This window comes from Streptomyces sp. WAC03905 (assembly GCF_057371075.1).
The window spans coordinates 6,547,921-6,562,867 of record NZ_JBXYDZ010000003.1 but is presented as its reverse complement, the minus strand read 5'-3'; the positions used below and the strand labels follow the sequence as shown (position 1 = coordinate 6,562,867).

Annotated in this window: 13 protein-coding genes; 5 read left to right on the top strand and 8 right to left on the bottom strand. The window is 74.2% G+C overall.

Annotated elements, in window-relative coordinates; genetic code table 11:
* Positions 1-51 precede the first annotated feature (51 nt).
* A complete protein-coding gene (locus AC2RP6_RS32205) occupies positions 52-1,755 on the top strand; it encodes a DUF885 domain-containing protein (RefSeq protein ID WP_486449351.1) in 1,704 nt (567 codons plus the stop codon).
* A 110-nt stretch (positions 1,756-1,865) separates the two neighbouring features.
* Here the strand turns inward: AC2RP6_RS32205 and AC2RP6_RS32200 are convergent, their stop codons facing one another.
* The gene (locus AC2RP6_RS32200; RefSeq protein ID WP_486449350.1) at positions 1,866-2,387 is read right to left on the bottom strand and encodes a rhodanese-like domain-containing protein; all 522 of its coding nucleotides are present in this window, start codon (positions 2,385-2,387) and stop codon (positions 1,866-1,868) included.
* Between the two features lie 94 nt (positions 2,388-2,481).
* Between AC2RP6_RS32200 and AC2RP6_RS32195 the strand changes: the two genes are divergently transcribed.
* The gene (locus AC2RP6_RS32195) at positions 2,482-2,928 is read left to right on the top strand and encodes an Lrp/AsnC family transcriptional regulator (protein ID WP_486449349.1); all 447 of its coding nucleotides are present in this window, start codon (positions 2,482-2,484) and stop codon (positions 2,926-2,928) included.
* Here AC2RP6_RS32195 and AC2RP6_RS32190 read toward each other — a convergent pair.
* The 3 genes from AC2RP6_RS32190 to AC2RP6_RS32180 all read right to left on the bottom strand — a co-directional run bounded on the left by AC2RP6_RS32190 (position 2,918) and on the right by AC2RP6_RS32180 (position 7,807).
* Complete coding sequence (locus tag AC2RP6_RS32190) at positions 2,918-5,929, bottom strand: AAA family ATPase (protein ID WP_486449348.1); 3,012 nt, start codon at positions 5,927-5,929, stop codon at positions 2,918-2,920. The two genes, AC2RP6_RS32195 and AC2RP6_RS32190, sit on opposite strands and share 11 nt — an antisense overlap.
* Positions 5,926-7,095 (bottom strand): exonuclease SbcCD subunit D, encoded by a 1,170-nt coding sequence (locus AC2RP6_RS32185; protein WP_486449347.1) that lies wholly within the window; start codon positions 7,093-7,095, stop codon positions 5,926-5,928. Before AC2RP6_RS32185 ends, AC2RP6_RS32190 begins: the two co-directional genes overlap by 4 nt.
* 85 nt (positions 7,096-7,180) lie before the next feature.
* Positions 7,181-7,807 (bottom strand): YigZ family protein, encoded by a 627-nt coding sequence (locus AC2RP6_RS32180; protein ID WP_486449346.1) that lies wholly within the window; start codon positions 7,805-7,807, stop codon positions 7,181-7,183.
* Between the two features lie 144 nt (positions 7,808-7,951).
* On the opposite strand from AC2RP6_RS32180, the gene AC2RP6_RS32175 reads away from it, so the two are divergent.
* Entirely contained in the window at positions 7,952-8,374 is a 423-nt protein-coding gene (locus AC2RP6_RS32175) for a CoA-binding protein (protein ID WP_486449345.1), read from the top strand.
* A gap of 6 nt (positions 8,375-8,380) precedes the next feature.
* Here the strand turns inward: AC2RP6_RS32175 and AC2RP6_RS32170 are convergent, their stop codons facing one another.
* Positions 8,381-9,004, bottom strand: a complete 624-nt coding sequence (locus tag AC2RP6_RS32170; protein ID WP_486450529.1) for a cupin domain-containing protein — start codon at positions 9,002-9,004, stop codon at positions 8,381-8,383.
* Positions 9,005-9,111: 107 nt separating this feature from the next.
* Here AC2RP6_RS32170 and AC2RP6_RS32165 point away from each other — a divergent pair, with 107 nt between their 5' ends.
* Complete coding sequence (locus AC2RP6_RS32165) at positions 9,112-9,978, top strand: EamA family transporter (protein ID WP_486449344.1); 867 nt, start codon at positions 9,112-9,114, stop codon at positions 9,976-9,978.
* 13 nt (positions 9,979-9,991) lie between these two features.
* Here AC2RP6_RS32165 and AC2RP6_RS32160 read toward each other — a convergent pair whose 3' ends face one another.
* Positions 9,992-10,885, bottom strand: coding sequence for an acyltransferase (locus AC2RP6_RS32160; protein ID WP_486449343.1), 894 nt, complete (start codon positions 10,883-10,885; stop codon positions 9,992-9,994).
* 138 nt (positions 10,886-11,023) lie between these two features.
* Between AC2RP6_RS32160 and AC2RP6_RS32155 the strand changes: the two genes are divergently transcribed.
* Positions 11,024-11,563, top strand: coding sequence for a gamma carbonic anhydrase family protein (locus tag AC2RP6_RS32155; protein WP_486449342.1), 540 nt, complete (start codon positions 11,024-11,026; stop codon positions 11,561-11,563).
* A gap of 58 nt (positions 11,564-11,621) precedes the next feature.
* Here AC2RP6_RS32155 and AC2RP6_RS32150 read toward each other — a convergent pair whose 3' ends face one another.
* On the bottom strand, positions 11,622-12,293 hold the full coding sequence (locus AC2RP6_RS32150; RefSeq protein WP_486449341.1) for a DedA family protein: 672 nt from the start codon (positions 12,291-12,293) through the stop codon (positions 11,622-11,624).
* A 58-nt stretch (positions 12,294-12,351) separates the two neighbouring features.
* Positions 12,352-14,883 carry a beta-glucosidase family protein gene (locus tag AC2RP6_RS32145; protein ID WP_486449340.1) on the bottom strand — a complete coding sequence of 844 codons (2,532 nt, stop codon included), beginning with the start codon at positions 14,881-14,883 and terminating at the stop codon, positions 12,352-12,354.
* Between the last annotated feature and the right edge of the window lie 64 nt (positions 14,884-14,947).

Sequence of the window (14,947 nt, the reverse complement as noted above, 5' to 3'; positions counted from 1 at the left end):
CGACGACAATCGGTGATGACGGGAGGACGCCTCACATACGAAGATGGCCGCATGTCAGAGACCCTCCACACCGGCAGCGCCCCCCGGCTGCCCCGCCAGGTGGCCGACGATTACGTCGACGGCCTCGTCGCCCTCGACCCGATCACCGGCACCTACCTGGGTGTAGCCGAGAGCTCCGCCAAGCTCCCGGACTTCTCCCCGGCGGGCCGTGCCGCCGTCGCCGAACTGTCCCGTGAGACCCTCGCCCGTCTCGACGCCGCCGAGGCACTGCCCGGTGCCGACTCCGACGCCGAGCGGCGCTGCGGCCGGCTGCTCCGCGAACGGCTCACCGCCGAACTCGCGGTCCACGAGGCCGACGAGGACCTGTGCGCGGTCAGCAACATCCACAGCCCCGTGCACTCGGTCCGCGAGGTCTTCTCCCTGACCCCGGCCGACTCCGACGAGGACTGGGCGGCGATCGCCGAGCGGCTGCGCGCCGTCCCGGCCGCCTTCGCCGGCTACCGCGAGAGCCTGCAGCTCGGCCTGGAGCGCGGTCTGTACGGCGGCCCCCGCGCCACCGGGACCATGATCGGCCAGCTGACCACATGGGCCGGCCAGGACGAGGCCGCCGCGCCCTTCTTCGAGGACTTCGCGTCGAACGGCCCGCAGGCCCTGCGCACCGAGCTGGACGCGGCGGCCGCCGGCGCGACCGCCGCAGTGGTCGAACTGCGCGACTGGATGACCGCGGTGTACGCCCCCGCCGTGGAGGGCCGCCCGGACACGGTGGGCCGCGAGCGGTACGCCCGCTGGTCCCGGTACTTCAACGGCACCGACCTGGACCTCGACGAGGCGTACGCGTACGGCTGGTCGGAGTACCACCGGCTGCTCGCCGAGATGAAGACCGAGGCGGCCAAGATCCTCCCGGGCGCCGGTCCGTGGGAGGCACTGAAGCACCTGGACGAGCACGGCACCCACATCGAGGGCGTGGACGAGGTCCAGGCCTGGCTCCAGGGCATCATGGACGAGGCCATCGAGAACCTCGACGGCACCCACTTCGAACTCGCCGAGCGGGTCCGCAAGGTGGAGTCCCGCATCGCCCCTCCGGGCGGCGCCGCCGCCCCGTACTACACCTCCCCCTCGGAGGACTTCTCCCGCCCCGGCCGCACCTGGCTGCCCACCATGGGCCAGACCCGCTTCCCGGTCTACGACCTGGTGTCCACCTGGTACCACGAGGGCGTGCCCGGCCACCACCTGCAGCTCGCGCAGTGGACGCACGTGGCCGACCAGCTCTCCCGCTACCAGGCCACCGTCGGCTGGGTCAGCGCCAACTGCGAGGGCTGGGCCCTGTACGCGGAGCGCCTGATGGACGAGCTGGGCTACCTCAAGGACGCCGAGCAGCGCCTGGGCTACCTGGACTGCCAGATGATGCGCGCGGCACGGGTCATCGTCGACATCGGCATGCACCTCGGCCTGGAGATCCCGGCCGACTCGCCGTTCCACCCGGGCGAGACCTGGACCGTGGACCTGGCGCAGGAGTTCTTCGGCCTGCACAGCGGCCGGCCGGCGGAATTCGTGGAGAGCGAGGTGACCCGCTACCTGTCGATGCCGGGGCAGGCGATCGGCTACAAGCTGGGCGAGCGCACCTGGCTCCTGGGCAGGGACAACGCGCGCGCCGCGCACGGCGACTCCTTCGACCTGAAGGCCTGGCACATGGCGGCGCTGTCGCAGGGTTCGCTGGGGCTGGACGATCTGCTGGACGAGCTGTCGAAGCTCTGACGATCGGGTCCCGGGGCCGCGACGCAGAACGGACGGGCCGCTCATCCCCCTCGGGAATGGGCGGCCCGTCCGCGTCGGGGGGGGCCTCGGGGGCGCCTCGGGGGGGCGCGTCAGCAGCCGCAGTCGTCCGATCCGGTCGGGGCGGTCAGCGGGTCGGCCTCGCCCCGCTGCCGCGGGCCCTGCCAGGTCTCGACCTCGAAGCCCTCGCGGATCCAGTACTCGATGCCGCCGAGCATCTCCTTGACCTGGAAGCCCAGTTCGGCCAGGGCCAGGGCGGAACGCGCGCCGCCGTTGCAGCCGGGACCCCAGCAGTACGTCACCACGGGGACGTCCTTGTCCAGGAGCCGCTCGGCCTGCTCGGGGACGAGAGCGGTGGGCAGGTGGACCGCGCCGGGCACGTGCGCCTGGTCCCAGGAGGGCGTGGAGCGGGAGTCGACCAGCTGGAAGCCGAGCTCGACGCCCGACTCGCGGTGGGCCCTGAAGGCGCTCGCGACGTCGGAGACGTCGGCGTGGAAGGCCAGGCTCGCGGCGAAGTAGGCGGCGGCCGCGGCCGGGGAGGCCGGAGGCACGCGGAGCACGGGATTCCCGGCGGGCGGGGCGGGGGTGGAGGAGGCGTTCGGCGTCGTCGTCATGACCGGAAATCTACGACCCGTTGATCGCCTGCTGAAGCGACTTTCCACGGCTCTGACCTTGTCCCGCCGGGGAATCCCCTGCTAGACCTGCTCCATGACCGACTATTCCCCGGACGCCACCGACTGGCGGATCCTCGAAGCCCTCCAGCGGGACGGCCGTGCCAGTTTCACCGAGCTCGCCCGCTCCGTGTCCATGTCCGCGAGCGCCGTCACCGAGCGGGTGCGCAGGCTGGAGGAGGCCGGAGTGATCACCGGGTACACGGCGGTGGTGGACCCGGAGAAGCTGGGCAAGTCGGTCCTCGCCCTGGTGCGGCTGCGCTATCCGCACGGCAACTACAAACCGTTCCACGACTTCCTGGAGGCCACCCCGGAGATCCTGGAGGCGCACCACGTCACCGGGGACGACTGCTTCGTCCTGAAGGTCGCGACGCGCTCGATGCGACATCTGGAGGAGGTCAGCGGCCGGATCGCGGGGCTGGGCTCCGTGACGACGAGCGTCGTCTACTCCTCGCCGCTGCCCCGCCGCCCGCTCAGTCCGTGAGCGCCGCCGTCCGGTGGCGCACGACGGAGCCGCCGCGCTGCTTGACGATCTCCAGCTGGGCCTGGACCCGGGTCCGCAGGTCGGCGACGTGACTGACGATGCCGACGCTGCGGTCCCGCTCGCGCAGTGAGTCCAGGACGTCGAGCACCTCGTCCAGTGCCTGGTCGTCGAGGCTGCCGAAGCCCTCGTCGATGAAGAGGGTGTCGAGACGCGTGCCGCCCGCCTCGTCGGTGACCACGTCGGCGAGGCCCAGCGCGAGGGCGAGCGAGGCGAAGAAGGTCTCGCCGCCCGACAGGGTGGCGGTGTCCCGCTCGATGCCGGTCCAGGCGTCGACCACGTGCAGTCCGAGGCCGGAACGCCCCCGTCCGCCCGCCCGGGCGTCGGAGTGCACCAGGGTGTAGCGGCCGCCGGACATGCGCAGCAGCCGTACCGTCGCGGCGGCGGCCACCTGCTCCAGGCGCGCGGCCAGTACGTAGGCCTCCAGGCGCATCCGGCGTTCGTTGTCGGCGGAGGTGCCGGCGGTCAGTCCGGCCAGTCGGGCCACCCGGTCGTAGGCCTCGCGCAGCGGGCCCAGGGCGCTCAGTTCCTGCTCCGTCTGCCGGGAGAGCCGGTCCAGTTCGGCGCAGCGGACCCGGGCCGCGTCGCAGGCGGAGCCCGCCGTACGGAGCTTCGCCGCGGCCTGGGCGGCGTACGCCTCGGCGGCGTCCGGTGCGGCCGGGGGCAGGGCCGCGGCCTCGGCGGCGTCGGTCTCCCGGAGGCGGTCCGCCAGGAGGGCCTCCTCCGCCTGCCAGGCGTCCGTGCGGTGCTGGAGCGCGGTGCGTTCGTACTCGGGAAGGACCGCGTCGGCGGCGGCCTCGATGGTGTCGAAGCCCGCCTTGAAGGCGGCGTCGGCGAGCTGGTCGTCGGCCTCCTTCAGCCGGGCGGCGGCCGTCTCGGCGCGGCGCAGGCAGGCGGCGGCCGCGGCGACGATCCGGACCCGGTCCTCCAGGGTCCGCGCGCGGGCCGCGACGGTGGGCGCGTCCCGCCGTACGAGGGCGAGTTCGGCCTCCAGCGAGGCCTGTTCCCGGTCCAGGGCCTCGCGGCGGGAGGCGCGGGCGGCGGCTCGGGTCTCGGCGTCGAGCCGGTCGGCGCTGCGGGCGGCGTGCTCCCGCTCGGCCCGGGCGAGCTGCTCACGGGCGGCGTGCAGGCCGGCGGCCGCGGCGTGGGCGGCGGCGTGCCGGGTGGTCAGGTCGGTGGTGAGGGCCAGGAGTTCGGCGGTGGTCGCTTCGCCGGCGGCGGAAGCGGCCTCGGCGCGGGCCTCGCGGGCGGCGGCGAGTCGGCGTTCGACGGCGGCCCGGGCCTGCTCGGCCTCCTCGAAGAGGGCGTGGGCGGCGTCCTCGGCGGCCCGGTCCACGTGGCCGGGGGCGGGGCGGGCCGGAGCCGGGTGCTCGGCGGACCCGCACACGGTGCAGGCCTCCCCGGCGACCAGGGCTTCGGCGAGTTCGGCGGCGATGCCGCGCAGCCGGGCCTCCTTGAGCTCCAACCAGCGTTCGCGGGCGGCGGCCGACTCCTCGCGCAGGTCGAGCAGTTCTGCTCCGGCGCGTTCGGCCTCGGCGGCGAACTCGTCCCGCCTGCGGGCGGCGTTGAGGTTCATCCGGGCCGGTTCGAGTCTGCCCGCGAGCTGCTCGGCGAGGGTGGCGGCCTGCTGGGCGGCGTCCGCCCGCTCCTGCAGGTCGGTGCGGGTCTCGTCCCAGCGCTCCAGCCACTCGGCGGACTCCTGGTACTGCTCCTCGGCGGCCCGGGACTCCCGTTCCAGGTCGGCCCGCTCGCGGCCGATCTCGGCGCTGCGCTGTTCGGCGCGGTGGGCGGCGCCGAGCGCGCCGAGCTCCTCGCGCAGGCGCTGCTCGACGGTGGCGAGCTGCTCGGTGCCGGCCTCCCGGAGCGGGGGCGGCAGTTCCGCCCGCGCGGCGGCCTCGGCGTGCGCGGCGGCGAGGTGCGCCGCGGAGGCGGCTCCGCGCAGCTCCAGGGCGGGGGCCACGAGCGCTCCGCGCCGGGCGCCGTCGAGCAGGGCCCGTACCCGTTCCCGTTCGGGCTCCGCTTCGGCCAGCAGGGCCGCCCGGTGGGCGGTCTCCGCGTGCCGGCGCTGGAGCCGGTCCAGTTCCCGCGCGTCCTCGGCGGCCCGGCGGGCCGCGGCGTGCCGGCTCTCGACGGCGGCGAGCGCGTACTCGGCGACGTCGAGCCGTTCGCGGGCGGAGCAGCGGGCGACGGCCGCCCAGGCACGGACGGCGTCCGCCAGCCCCGGGTCTCCCGGCTGGTGCCCGGGCAGCGGCCAGGCCCGCAGGTCGCAGCTGTCCCCGGCGGCCTGGGCGAGCCGCTGGGCGGTGTGGAGCACCTTCTCGTCACCGGCCCGGACCCTGGCCTCGGCGGCCCGGCGGCGTTCCCCGAGCAGCGCTTCGACGGCCGCGAAGCGCCGGGTGTCGAAGAGCCGGCCGAGGAGCCGGCCGCGGGCCGCCTCGTCGGCGCGCAGGAACCGTGCGAACTCCCCCTGCGGCAGCAGCACGACCTGGCAGAACTGCTCACGGCTCATACCGAGCAGCTGCTCGATCTCCTCGCCGATCTCCTGGTGGGAGCGGCTCAGTGCGGCCCAGTCCTCGCCGGTGTGCTCGCGCAGGAAGCTCTGGGCCTTGTCCTTGGTGGTGCCGGTGCCGCGCTTCTTCGGCCGTTCCTGTTCGGGTCGCCGGGTGATCTCCAGGCGGCGGCCGCCCGCGGTGAGTTCGAGGGTGACCTCGGTGGGGGTTCCGGCGGTGGCGTGGTCGCTGCGCAGGCTGGTCCCGGGGGCCTGCCGGGGGCCGGGCACGGATCCGTAGAGGGCGTAGCAGACGGCGTCGAGCACGGACGTCTTCCCCGCACCGGTGGGGCCGTGCAGCAGGAAGATCCCGGCTCCGGACAGGGCGTCGAAGTCGATCTCCTGCGGTTCGGCGAAGGGACCGAAGGCGGTGACGGCCAGCCTGTGCAGCCTCATCGATGGGTCTCCCGGCAGCTGTCGTCGGCGCGTACGTCGTCGAAGGCGCCCTGGAGGACGGCCCGTTCGGCCTCGTCCGGCCGGCCGCCGCCGCGTACGTGGGCGACGAAGTCCTCGGCGATCTGCTGGTCGGTGCGGCCGCGCAGGCGCTGGGCGTAGGAGGTGCCGGTCTCCTCCCTGCGGCCTTCGGGGTCGAAGGCGAGGGTGAGGGTGTGCGGGAAGCGGGTGGCGAGGCGGGCCATGGGGTCGTCGGGGCGGACCGGGTCGGTGAGGGTGGCCTCCACCCAGGCGTCCTCGTGCACGGCGTGGGCGGGGTCGTCGAGGAGGTCGTCGATGCGTCCGCGCAGCCTCGCGAGGCGGCGCGGCACGGGGGTGTCGACGCGTTCGGCGGCGCCGATCTCCCCCGCCGCGCCCAGTTCGATCAGCCACATGGTCTTGCGGTGGTCCGCTTCGGAGAAGGAGTAGGCGAGCGGGGAACCGGAGTAGCGGACCCGTTCGTTGATCGTCTGGCAGCCGTGGAGGTGGCCCAGGGCGGCGTAGTCCACCCCGTCGAAGACGGAGGCGGGCACCGCCTCGACGCCGCCGACGCTGATGTCGCGCTCACTGTCGCTGGCCTGCCCGCCGGTGACGAAGGCGTGGGCCAGGACGACGGAGCGGGTGCCGGGCGGGCGGGTGGCGAGGTCGGCCCGGATCCGGTCCATGGCCGCGCCCAGGACCGCCTCGTGACTGACCTTCCGCGTGCTGAACTCGTCCTTGACCAGGGCCGGCTCCAGGTACGGCAGTCCGTAGAGCGCCACGTCGCCGTGGGCGTCGGCCAGGACGACGGGGTCGGCGCAGCCGGCCGGGTCCGTGCGCAGGTGGATCCCGGCACGGCCGATGAGTCCGGCTCCGACCCCGAGCCGGCGCGCCGAGTCGTGGTTGCCGGAGATCATCACGGTGGGCACGCCGAGTTCGGCGAGCCGGTGCAGGGCCCGGTCGTACAGTTCGACGGCGGGCAGCGGGGGGACGGCACGGTCGTAGACGTCGCCGGCGACGAGGACGGCGTCGACCTCGTGCGTGCGGACCGTCTCGACGAGGTGGTCCACGAAGGCCGCCTGGGCGCCGAGCAGGTTCACCCGGTGGAAGGCCCGGCCGAGGTGCCAGTCGGAGGTGTGCAGGAACTTCACTCGCCGGCCCCGCCGCACATGCCGTCTCCCCCTGGTCGTTTCCCGCTCGCTGGACCCCACTACGCTAACCCGTCCCCGGGGGCGCTCAGGGCGCGTACGTCTCCCCGCCCAGGGTGATGCGTGCCGTACCGGCCGTGCTGTCGGCGAGCCAGGCCTCGAAAGCGGGCAGGTCCGCCTCGGGGAGGGCGACCTCGATCTCCACGTCGGTCCCGTAGCGCAGGTCCACCACGGTGCGGCCGGTGGAGCGCAGGTCGTTCTGCGTCTTGCCGGCCCGCTGGTGGTCGACGGTGACGGTGGCCAGCCGGTAGCGGCGGCGGGTGACGGTGCCGAGTTCGTCGAGTGCCTCGCCGACGACGCCGCCGTAGGCGCGGATCAGCCCGCCGGCGCCGAGCTTCACACCGCCGTAGTAGCGGGTGACGACGGCCACGGCGTAGCGGACGTCGCGGCGCGTGAGCATCTGCAGCATGGGCACCCCGGCGGTGCCGCCGGGCTCCCCGTCGTCGCTGGCCTTCTGGACGGAGGCGTCGGCCCCGATGACGTAGGCGTAGCAGTTGTGCGAGGCGGTGGGGTGCTCCTTGCGGACGCGCGCGATGAAGTCCTGCGCCTCCTGCTCGGTGGCGGCGGGCGCCAGCGAGCACAGGAAGCGCGAGCGGTTGATCTCCGACTCGTGCACGCCCTCGCGGGCCACCGTCACGTACTGGTCTGCCTTCACCGCTCCACCCTAAGCCGTGGCTCCGCCAGCGCCGACCGCCCGGCAGGAGGGCGGTCGGGGAATCGGACGCGCCGGTTTTCGGTTGACGCGGCTGAGCAGGACCGGCAGACGACGACGGACTGGCAGCAGCAGGAGGCGGCGCACGTGTACGGCGATCCGGCAACCATTCGCAAGATCCTCACCGAGCTCGGTGACACCTGGGCCGTGGTGGGCCTCTCGAACAACCGGGACCGGGCGGCCCACGGGGTGGCGCGTGTGCTCCAGCAGTACGGCAAGCGCGTGGTCCCTGTGCACCCCAAGGCCGAGACCGTGCACGGCGAGCAGGGCTACGCCTCGCTGGAGGAGATCCCGTTCACGGTGGACGTGGTGGACGTCTTCGTGAACAGCGAGTTGGCCGGGGCGGTGGCCGACCAGGCGGTCGCCGTCGGCGCCGCAGCCGTCTGGTTCCAGCTCGGCGTGATCGACGAGGCCGCCTTCGACCGGACCCGCGGGGCCGGGCTGACGATGGTCATGGACCGCTGCCCGGCGATTGAGATCCCGGCGCTCCGGGGAGCGTCCGCGAAGTAGCCCCGGTCAGGCGGAGCCGCCGCCGTGCGCGTGCGCGGTGGCGGCCGCCGGTACCGGTACGGACACCGGGGGGACCGACACCGCGAGGGTCATCTCCATCGGTACGGGGCCTTCGTTGCGGTAGGAGTGCGGGAGGCTCGCCTCGAAGGCCGCCGCGGCCCCGGCGGGGACGCGGAACTGCTCCTCGCCGACCACCAGGGTCAGCTCCCCGGCCGTGACGTGCAGCATCTCGATGGTGCCGGAGGGGTGCGGGACGGAGTCCGTGCCCTCACCGGGCACCAGGTGCCAGGTCCACAGCTCCATGGGCCCGCGTTCGTCGGTGCCGATCAGCATGGTCGTCGAGCTGCCCGCCTCGCTGGACCAGATCCGCACCACCTGTTCCGGCGGGACGACCCGGACCTGCGGGCCGCGGTCGTGGTCCAGCAGCGCGGAGATGCTGACGCCGAGGGCGTCGGCCAGCCGGACCGTGGTGCCCACACTGGGATTCGTACGGGCCTGCTCGATCTGGATGATCATCCCGCGGCTCACACCGGCGCGGGCCGCCAGGGAGTCCAGGGTGAAACCGCGCTCGCCGCGCCACCTCTTGAGGTTCCGGGCGAGCGCCTGGGTGAGCTGTTCGAGGTCCGACACCATTCCGTCCAATATTCTGGATGCCGCAGTCCAACGGACTGCACTACCGTGTTCCGTATTCGATGCTGCACTCCGGCGTTCACTGCACTGTACTGCGAGGCCTCCCGATGACCGCCCTCTTCGCCCTGGCCACAGCCGTCCTGTGGGGCCTCGCCGACTTCGGCGGCGGGCTGCTGACGCGGCGGATCCCGGCGCTCACGGTGGTCGTCGTCTCGCAGATCGTCGCCGTCGTCGTGCTCGGCGCCGTCGTCCTCGGAACCGGCGCCTGGCACGAGGCCGGCCCGCAGCTGTGGTTCGCCGTCGCCGCGGGCGTGGTCGGACCGGTCGCCATGCTCAGCTTCTACAAGGCGCTGGCCCTGGGCCCGATGGGAGTGGTCTCACCGCTCGGCTCCCTCGGCGTGGTCGTGCCGGTCACCGCCGGGCTGATCCTCGGCGAGCGGCCCGGCCCGGGCCAGTTCGCCGGTATCGCCGTCGCCGTCGTCGGCATCGTCCTGGCCGGCGGCCCCGAACTGCGCGGCGCACCCGTCCAGCGGCAGGCCGTGGTCCTCACCCTGGTCGCGGCCTTCGGCTTCGGCGCGGTGATGGCCCTCATCTCGGCGGCCTCGACCACCGTGACCGGCCTCTTCCTCGCCCTCTTCGTCCAGCGGATCACCAATGTCGGCGTCGGCGGCGCCGCCCTGTGGGTCCAGTCCCGGCGCGGTGTCCCCGCCCTGCCGGAGGGCACCGGACCGCGCGTCCTGTGGGCCCTGCTGCCGGCCCTGGCCTTCGTCGGCCTCGCGGACGTCGCGGCGAACGGCACGTACTCCGTCGCCGCCCAGAACGGTCCGGTCACCATGGCCGCCGTACTGTCCTCGCTGTACCCGGTGATCACCGCGCTCGCCGCCTTCGCCGTCCTGAAGGAACGGCTGCGCACGGTCCAGGCGGCGGGCGCCGGACTGGCCCTCGCCGGAACGGTTCTGCTGGCCGCGGGCTGAGAAGGGCGGGCCGCTACTTCTCGGCGTCCGCGAGCTGAGCCTCCGCGAGCCGCCCCTCCGCGGGCCCGCCTTCCACGAGCCGCCCTTGCGCCGGCCCGGCTTCCACGGGCCGCCCCTCCGCGACCACGCTCTCCGCGCCTTCCGCGCCCGCCCGTTCGACCTCGGCCAGCTCGGCCTCGGTGAGTTCGGCCAGCCCCCGCAGCTGCTCCGGCGTCACGCCGTCCGGGATCGGCACGGGAGCCGGGGTGCGCAGCGGCGGCTGCCAGCCCGTCTCCGGCGTCCAGCGCCGTACGATGCGCGCCGGTGCCCCCGCCACCACGGCGTGGTCGGGCACCTCGCCCCGTACGACGGCCCCGGCGGCCACCACCACGTTGCGGCCGAGGCGCGCGCCGGGCAGGATCACCGCGCCCGTGCCGAGCCAGCATCCGGGACCGATCTCCACCGGCGCGCTGCGCGGCCACTGCCGGCCGACGGGCTCGTGCGGATCGTCGTAACTGTGGTTCGTGGACGTGATGTAGACACCGGGCCCGCAGAAGGTGTTCGAACCGATCTCGATGCGGGCGTCCGCGATGACGTGGCTGTCCCGCCCGATGACGACCCCGTCGCCGAGCACCAGCATCGGCTCCGCGCCCAGGTCGAGGTCGGGCATCATGCCGGCGGTGAGGGTGACCTGCTCGCCGATGATGCAGTGCCCGCCGAGCCGGATCCACCGCTCGCCGAAGACCGTGCCCTGCGGGAAGGCGAGCCGGGTGCCGTCCCCGATCGCACCGAACCTCAGCCGGCCCGGGGTCTGCGCGGTCACCGCGCCGGCCTGCTGCATCCAGCGCCAGCCGGTGTGGACCACACGGCTCGCCAGCCGGCGGCGCAGGACCGCCACGGATGAGAACGTGTTCTTTTTCTTCGGCACCCGGCCACGGTAGTGCGCCCGGCGGCGGTCGTCCGGACCACGGTCCTGTGATCTTCACCCCATCGCCGGAACGGCGGACGGCGTGGCCTACGGTGCTGTTGGCGCGGCAAGCGGACGACCGAGGAAGTGGAAGCGAACATGACGCAGCAGACGGCCCAGGCACTCGTGGCGGGTGTCGGGGGCAAGCACCCGGACATCGACCCCACGGCCTTCACCGCGGCCACGTCGGTCGTGGTCGGAGAGGTCACCCTCGCCGCCGGCGCGAGTGTCTGGTACTCGGCGGTGCTGCGCGCCGACTGCGGACCGATCACGCTCGGCGCCGACAGCAACGTGCAGGACAACTGCACGCTCCACGTCGACCCGGGCTTCCCCGTGTCCATCGGCGAGCGCGTGTCCATCGGCCACAACGCGGTCGTGCACGGCTGCACCGTCGAGGACGACTGCCTGATCGGCATGGGCGCCACCGTCCTGAACGGCGCGGTGATCGGCGCGGGTTCCCTCGTGGCCGCACAGGCGCTGGTCCCGCAGGGCATGGTGGTCCCGCCCGGCTCCCTGGTGGCCGGCGTCCCCGCGAAGGTGCGCCGCGAACTGACCGACGAGGAGCGCGAGGGCATCAAGGTCAACGCCCTGATGTACGTGGACCTCGCCAAGCAGCACCGCGCCTCGGTGACCCCTTAGGTCGGGTGCGGAGGGCGGCGCCGGGCACCCGGGGGCGGGCCGAGGCCGGCGGAAGGCGTCATTCGCCGACGGTGGCGCGGGCGGTCGGCTGTGCGGGGATGTCCGCGCCGGCCGCCCCTGCGACGTCGGCCGCCTTCTTCATCCTGCTGCGCACCACCAGGGTCACAACGAGCCCGAACGCCACCGCGAGTCCGAGGGCCAGCCAGGAGAACCGCTTGAGCCAGGGCTCGGCGACGATGCCGACCGAGTAGATGACGGCGGTCGTTCCGCCCGCCCAGAGGATCCCGCCGAGGACGTTGGCGACGAGGAAGCGCCAGTACGGCATGTGCAGTACGCCCGCCAGCGGCCCGGCGAAGATCCGCAGCAGCGCCACGAACCGGCCGAAGAAGACGGCCCACATGCCCCACTTCTCGAAGGAGCGTTCCGCCAGCGCGACCTGCTGGGGCCCGAAGTGCTTGGGGAAGCGCCGCCCCAGCCGGTCCAGCAGCGGCTTGCCGCCCCGGCGGCCGATCGCGTAGCCGATCGAGTCGCCCACGATCGCGCCGGTGATGGCGCACAGACCCAGGACGACGGGGTCGATCTCGCCGTGCTGCGAGGCCAGCAGGGCCGAGCTGACCAGGATGATCTCGCCCGGCAGCGGGATGCCCAGGCTCTCCAGGCCGATGACGAGACCCACCAGGAGATAGATGCTGACCGCCGGAATCGTCTCCAGCCATTCCTGGATGTGCACCGGTGCGTCCTCCCGAGTCGTCCCCGGCGCGCCCCCTGTGACACGCCGAACGGGCAGCCTATCGGCTCGCCGTCGCGACCTTTGACCTCAGAGGCAGTTCACGGGAGGAACGTCCGGCGAACACATCCCGGCGGCCGGAGCCCCGCACCCAGGCGCGCTGCTCCGGGTCCCACGACGACAGCGTCCGGGCGTCGATGTCGATCGTGACGCGCTGCGCCGCTCCCGGCGGCAGGGTGATCCGCCGGTAGCCGGCGAGTGCGCGGACCGGCTGGTCGAGCCGGAGCTCCTCGGACGGGCCCACGTAGACCTGGGCGACGTCCGTCCCCTTGCGCCGGCCGGTGTTGCGGACGGTGAACTCCACGCGCAGCCCGTCGCGCTGCGCGCGGACCGTGAGCTTCTCGTACTGCCAGGTCGTGTAGGACAGGCCGTGCCCGAAGGGGAAGAGCGGGGTCGCCCGCTGGGCGTCGTACCAGCGGTGGCCGACGTGGACGCCCTCGGAGTACTCCTGCCGGCCGCCCACCCCGGGGTAGCGCGCCGGGTTCACCCCGACCGCGGTGGTCCGCTCGTCGGCCGGGAACGTCTGCGTGAGACGGCCCCCGGGATCCGCGTCGCCGAAGAGGACGTCGGCGGTGGCCCCGGCGCCCTCCTGCCCCGGGTAGTACATCTGGAGGACCGCCCCGGTACGGGAGAGCCAGGGCATCGTCGTGGCGGAGGGGGTGTTGAGCACGACCGTCGTACGGGGGTTCGCGGCGGTGACCGCCTCGATCAGCCGTTCCTGCCCGCCCGGCAGCGCCAGCGAGGTCCGGTCCCTGCCCTCGGTGGCGTCCTCGTGGGCGAACAGCACCACGCTGCGGGCGGCCTTCGCGGTGCGGACCGCCTCGGCGAGGTCCGCGGCCCGGATCGCCCCGGTGATGTGCCGCAGGCGCAGACGCTGTCCCCTGTCCCCGCCCTCGGCGGTGACCACCAGCCGGTGGGTGCCCGCCGTGAGGGCGAGGGTGCGGCGGCGCACGGCCATCCCGTCGGGTGCGGAGCCGAGGAGCGCACCCTCGTACTGTTCGGCCAGGCCCTGCCGGACGGGGAACAGTTCCTCTCCGTCGAGGCGTACGCCGGGCCGCTTCCCGGTGTAGTGGACCAGCAGGGTCCATTCGTCGTCGGCCGGGAGGCGGAAGGTGGCCTCGTGGCTCCAGACGCGCCCGGGGCCGACCTCACGGTGCTCCAGATCGGCGGCGGGGGTCAGCAGCTTGGCGGGGAGCGGCCGTCCGTAGAGGTCCTCCCCGAGGGCGTGGCGCACGGACGCGCCGTTCCCGGCCCGTCGCCGGATGGCGGTGAGGGGGGCGTCCGCGCCGTCGGGGCCCACGTGCGAGCTGCCGCCGCCGCCGGTGAAGGGGACGAGGGCGGTGGGTCCGATCACCGCGACCGAGCGGGCCGCGGCGCCGGTCAGCGGCAGGGTGCCGTGCTCGTTGCGCAGCAGCACGGCGCCGGCGGTCGCCACCTTGCGGGCGACCCTGGCCCCGGCCGCGGCGTCGCGCGGCGGCCGGGCGGGCTGCCGGGCCGACAGCAGTCCGAAGCGGTCCAGGGTGGACAGGATCCGGTGCACGGCCCGGTCGACGGCGTCCTCCGGGACGGTTCCGCCGCGCACCGCCTCGCGCAGGGGCGCGCCGTAGTGGGTGCCGCCGGGCATTTCCATGTCCAGGCCGGCGCGGACGGCGGCGACGGTGCTGCGGGTGGCGCCGCGGTCGGAGACCACCCAGCCGTCGAATCCCCAGCTTCCGCGCAGCAGTTCTTCGAGCAGCGGTCCGCTCTCGCAGACGTGGACGCCGTTGACCTTGTTGCAGGAGCCCGTCACGGCGCCCGCGCCGGCGGCCACGGCGGCCTCGAAGCCCCGTAGTTCGGTCTCGCGCAGGGTCTGCTCGCCGACGGACACGTCGACGGTGTCGCGGCCCCGTTCCTGGTTGTGGAGGGCGAAGTGCTTGACGGCGGCGATGAGCCCTTCGTCCTGGATGCCGCGGACGATCTCGCCGACGAGGTCGGCGGTCAGCCGCGGATCCTCGGAGAAGGTCTCGAAGTTCCGGCCGGCGTAGGGAGTGCGGATGAGGTTGGCCATGGGGGCCAGCACCACGTCCTGGCCGAGGGCCCGGCCCTCGCGGCCGATGACCCGCCCGTACTCGCGGGCCAGCGCCGGGTCGAAGGCGGAGGCGAGCATGACCGGCGCGGGCAGTGCGGTGGCGGGCCGGTCGACCCGCACCCCGGCGGGCCCGTCGGCGAGCCGCAGCGCCGGGATGCCCAGCCGCGGTACGCCCGGCACGTAGCCGGCCTGGCCACGGGGGGCCGGGTCGGGGGCGCCGTGCAGCAGGGCGGTCTTCTCCTCCAGCGTGAGCCGCTCCAGCAGGGCGTCGATCCGGGCGGCGCCGCCCGTACCGGTCCCGGTGCCGCCCCCGGCGGCTGGTGCGCCCGCCGCGCCGGTGGCCGGGCCGCCGGCCCCGGGCGGTGGTACGGCGGGGGCGCAGCCGCCGGCCGCGAAGGCCGCGCCCACCGCACCGGCCCCTGCGATCAACCGCATCGCCGAACGTCTGGACACGTCCTCGCTCATGGGTGCTCCCTGCGGCACGGGTCGGCGGGAGCGGCCCGCGCCGGACCGCTCCCCGGGCCACTGT

Excerpts from the sequence above, each read along its gene's own strand:
- AC2RP6_RS32205 (WP_486449351.1), top strand. The coding sequence starts at position 52 with ATGTCAGAGACCCTCCACACCGGCAGCGCCCCCCGGCTGCCCCGCCAG.
- AC2RP6_RS32200 (WP_486449350.1), bottom strand. The coding sequence starts at position 2,387 with ATGACGACGACGCCGAACGCCTCCTCCACCCCCGCCCCGCCCGCCGGG.
- AC2RP6_RS32165 (WP_486449344.1), top strand. The coding sequence starts at position 9,112 with ATGACCGCCCTCTTCGCCCTGGCCACAGCCGTCCTGTGGGGCCTCGCC.
- AC2RP6_RS32155 (WP_486449342.1), top strand. The coding sequence starts at position 11,024 with ATGACGCAGCAGACGGCCCAGGCACTCGTGGCGGGTGTCGGGGGCAAG.
- AC2RP6_RS32195 (WP_486449349.1), top strand. The coding sequence starts at position 2,482 with ATGACCGACTATTCCCCGGACGCCACCGACTGGCGGATCCTCGAAGCC.
- AC2RP6_RS32190 (WP_486449348.1), bottom strand. The coding sequence starts at position 5,929 with ATGAGGCTGCACAGGCTGGCCGTCACCGCCTTCGGTCCCTTCGCCGAA.
- AC2RP6_RS32145 (WP_486449340.1), bottom strand. The coding sequence starts at position 14,883 with ATGAGCGAGGACGTGTCCAGACGTTCGGCGATGCGGTTGATCGCAGGG.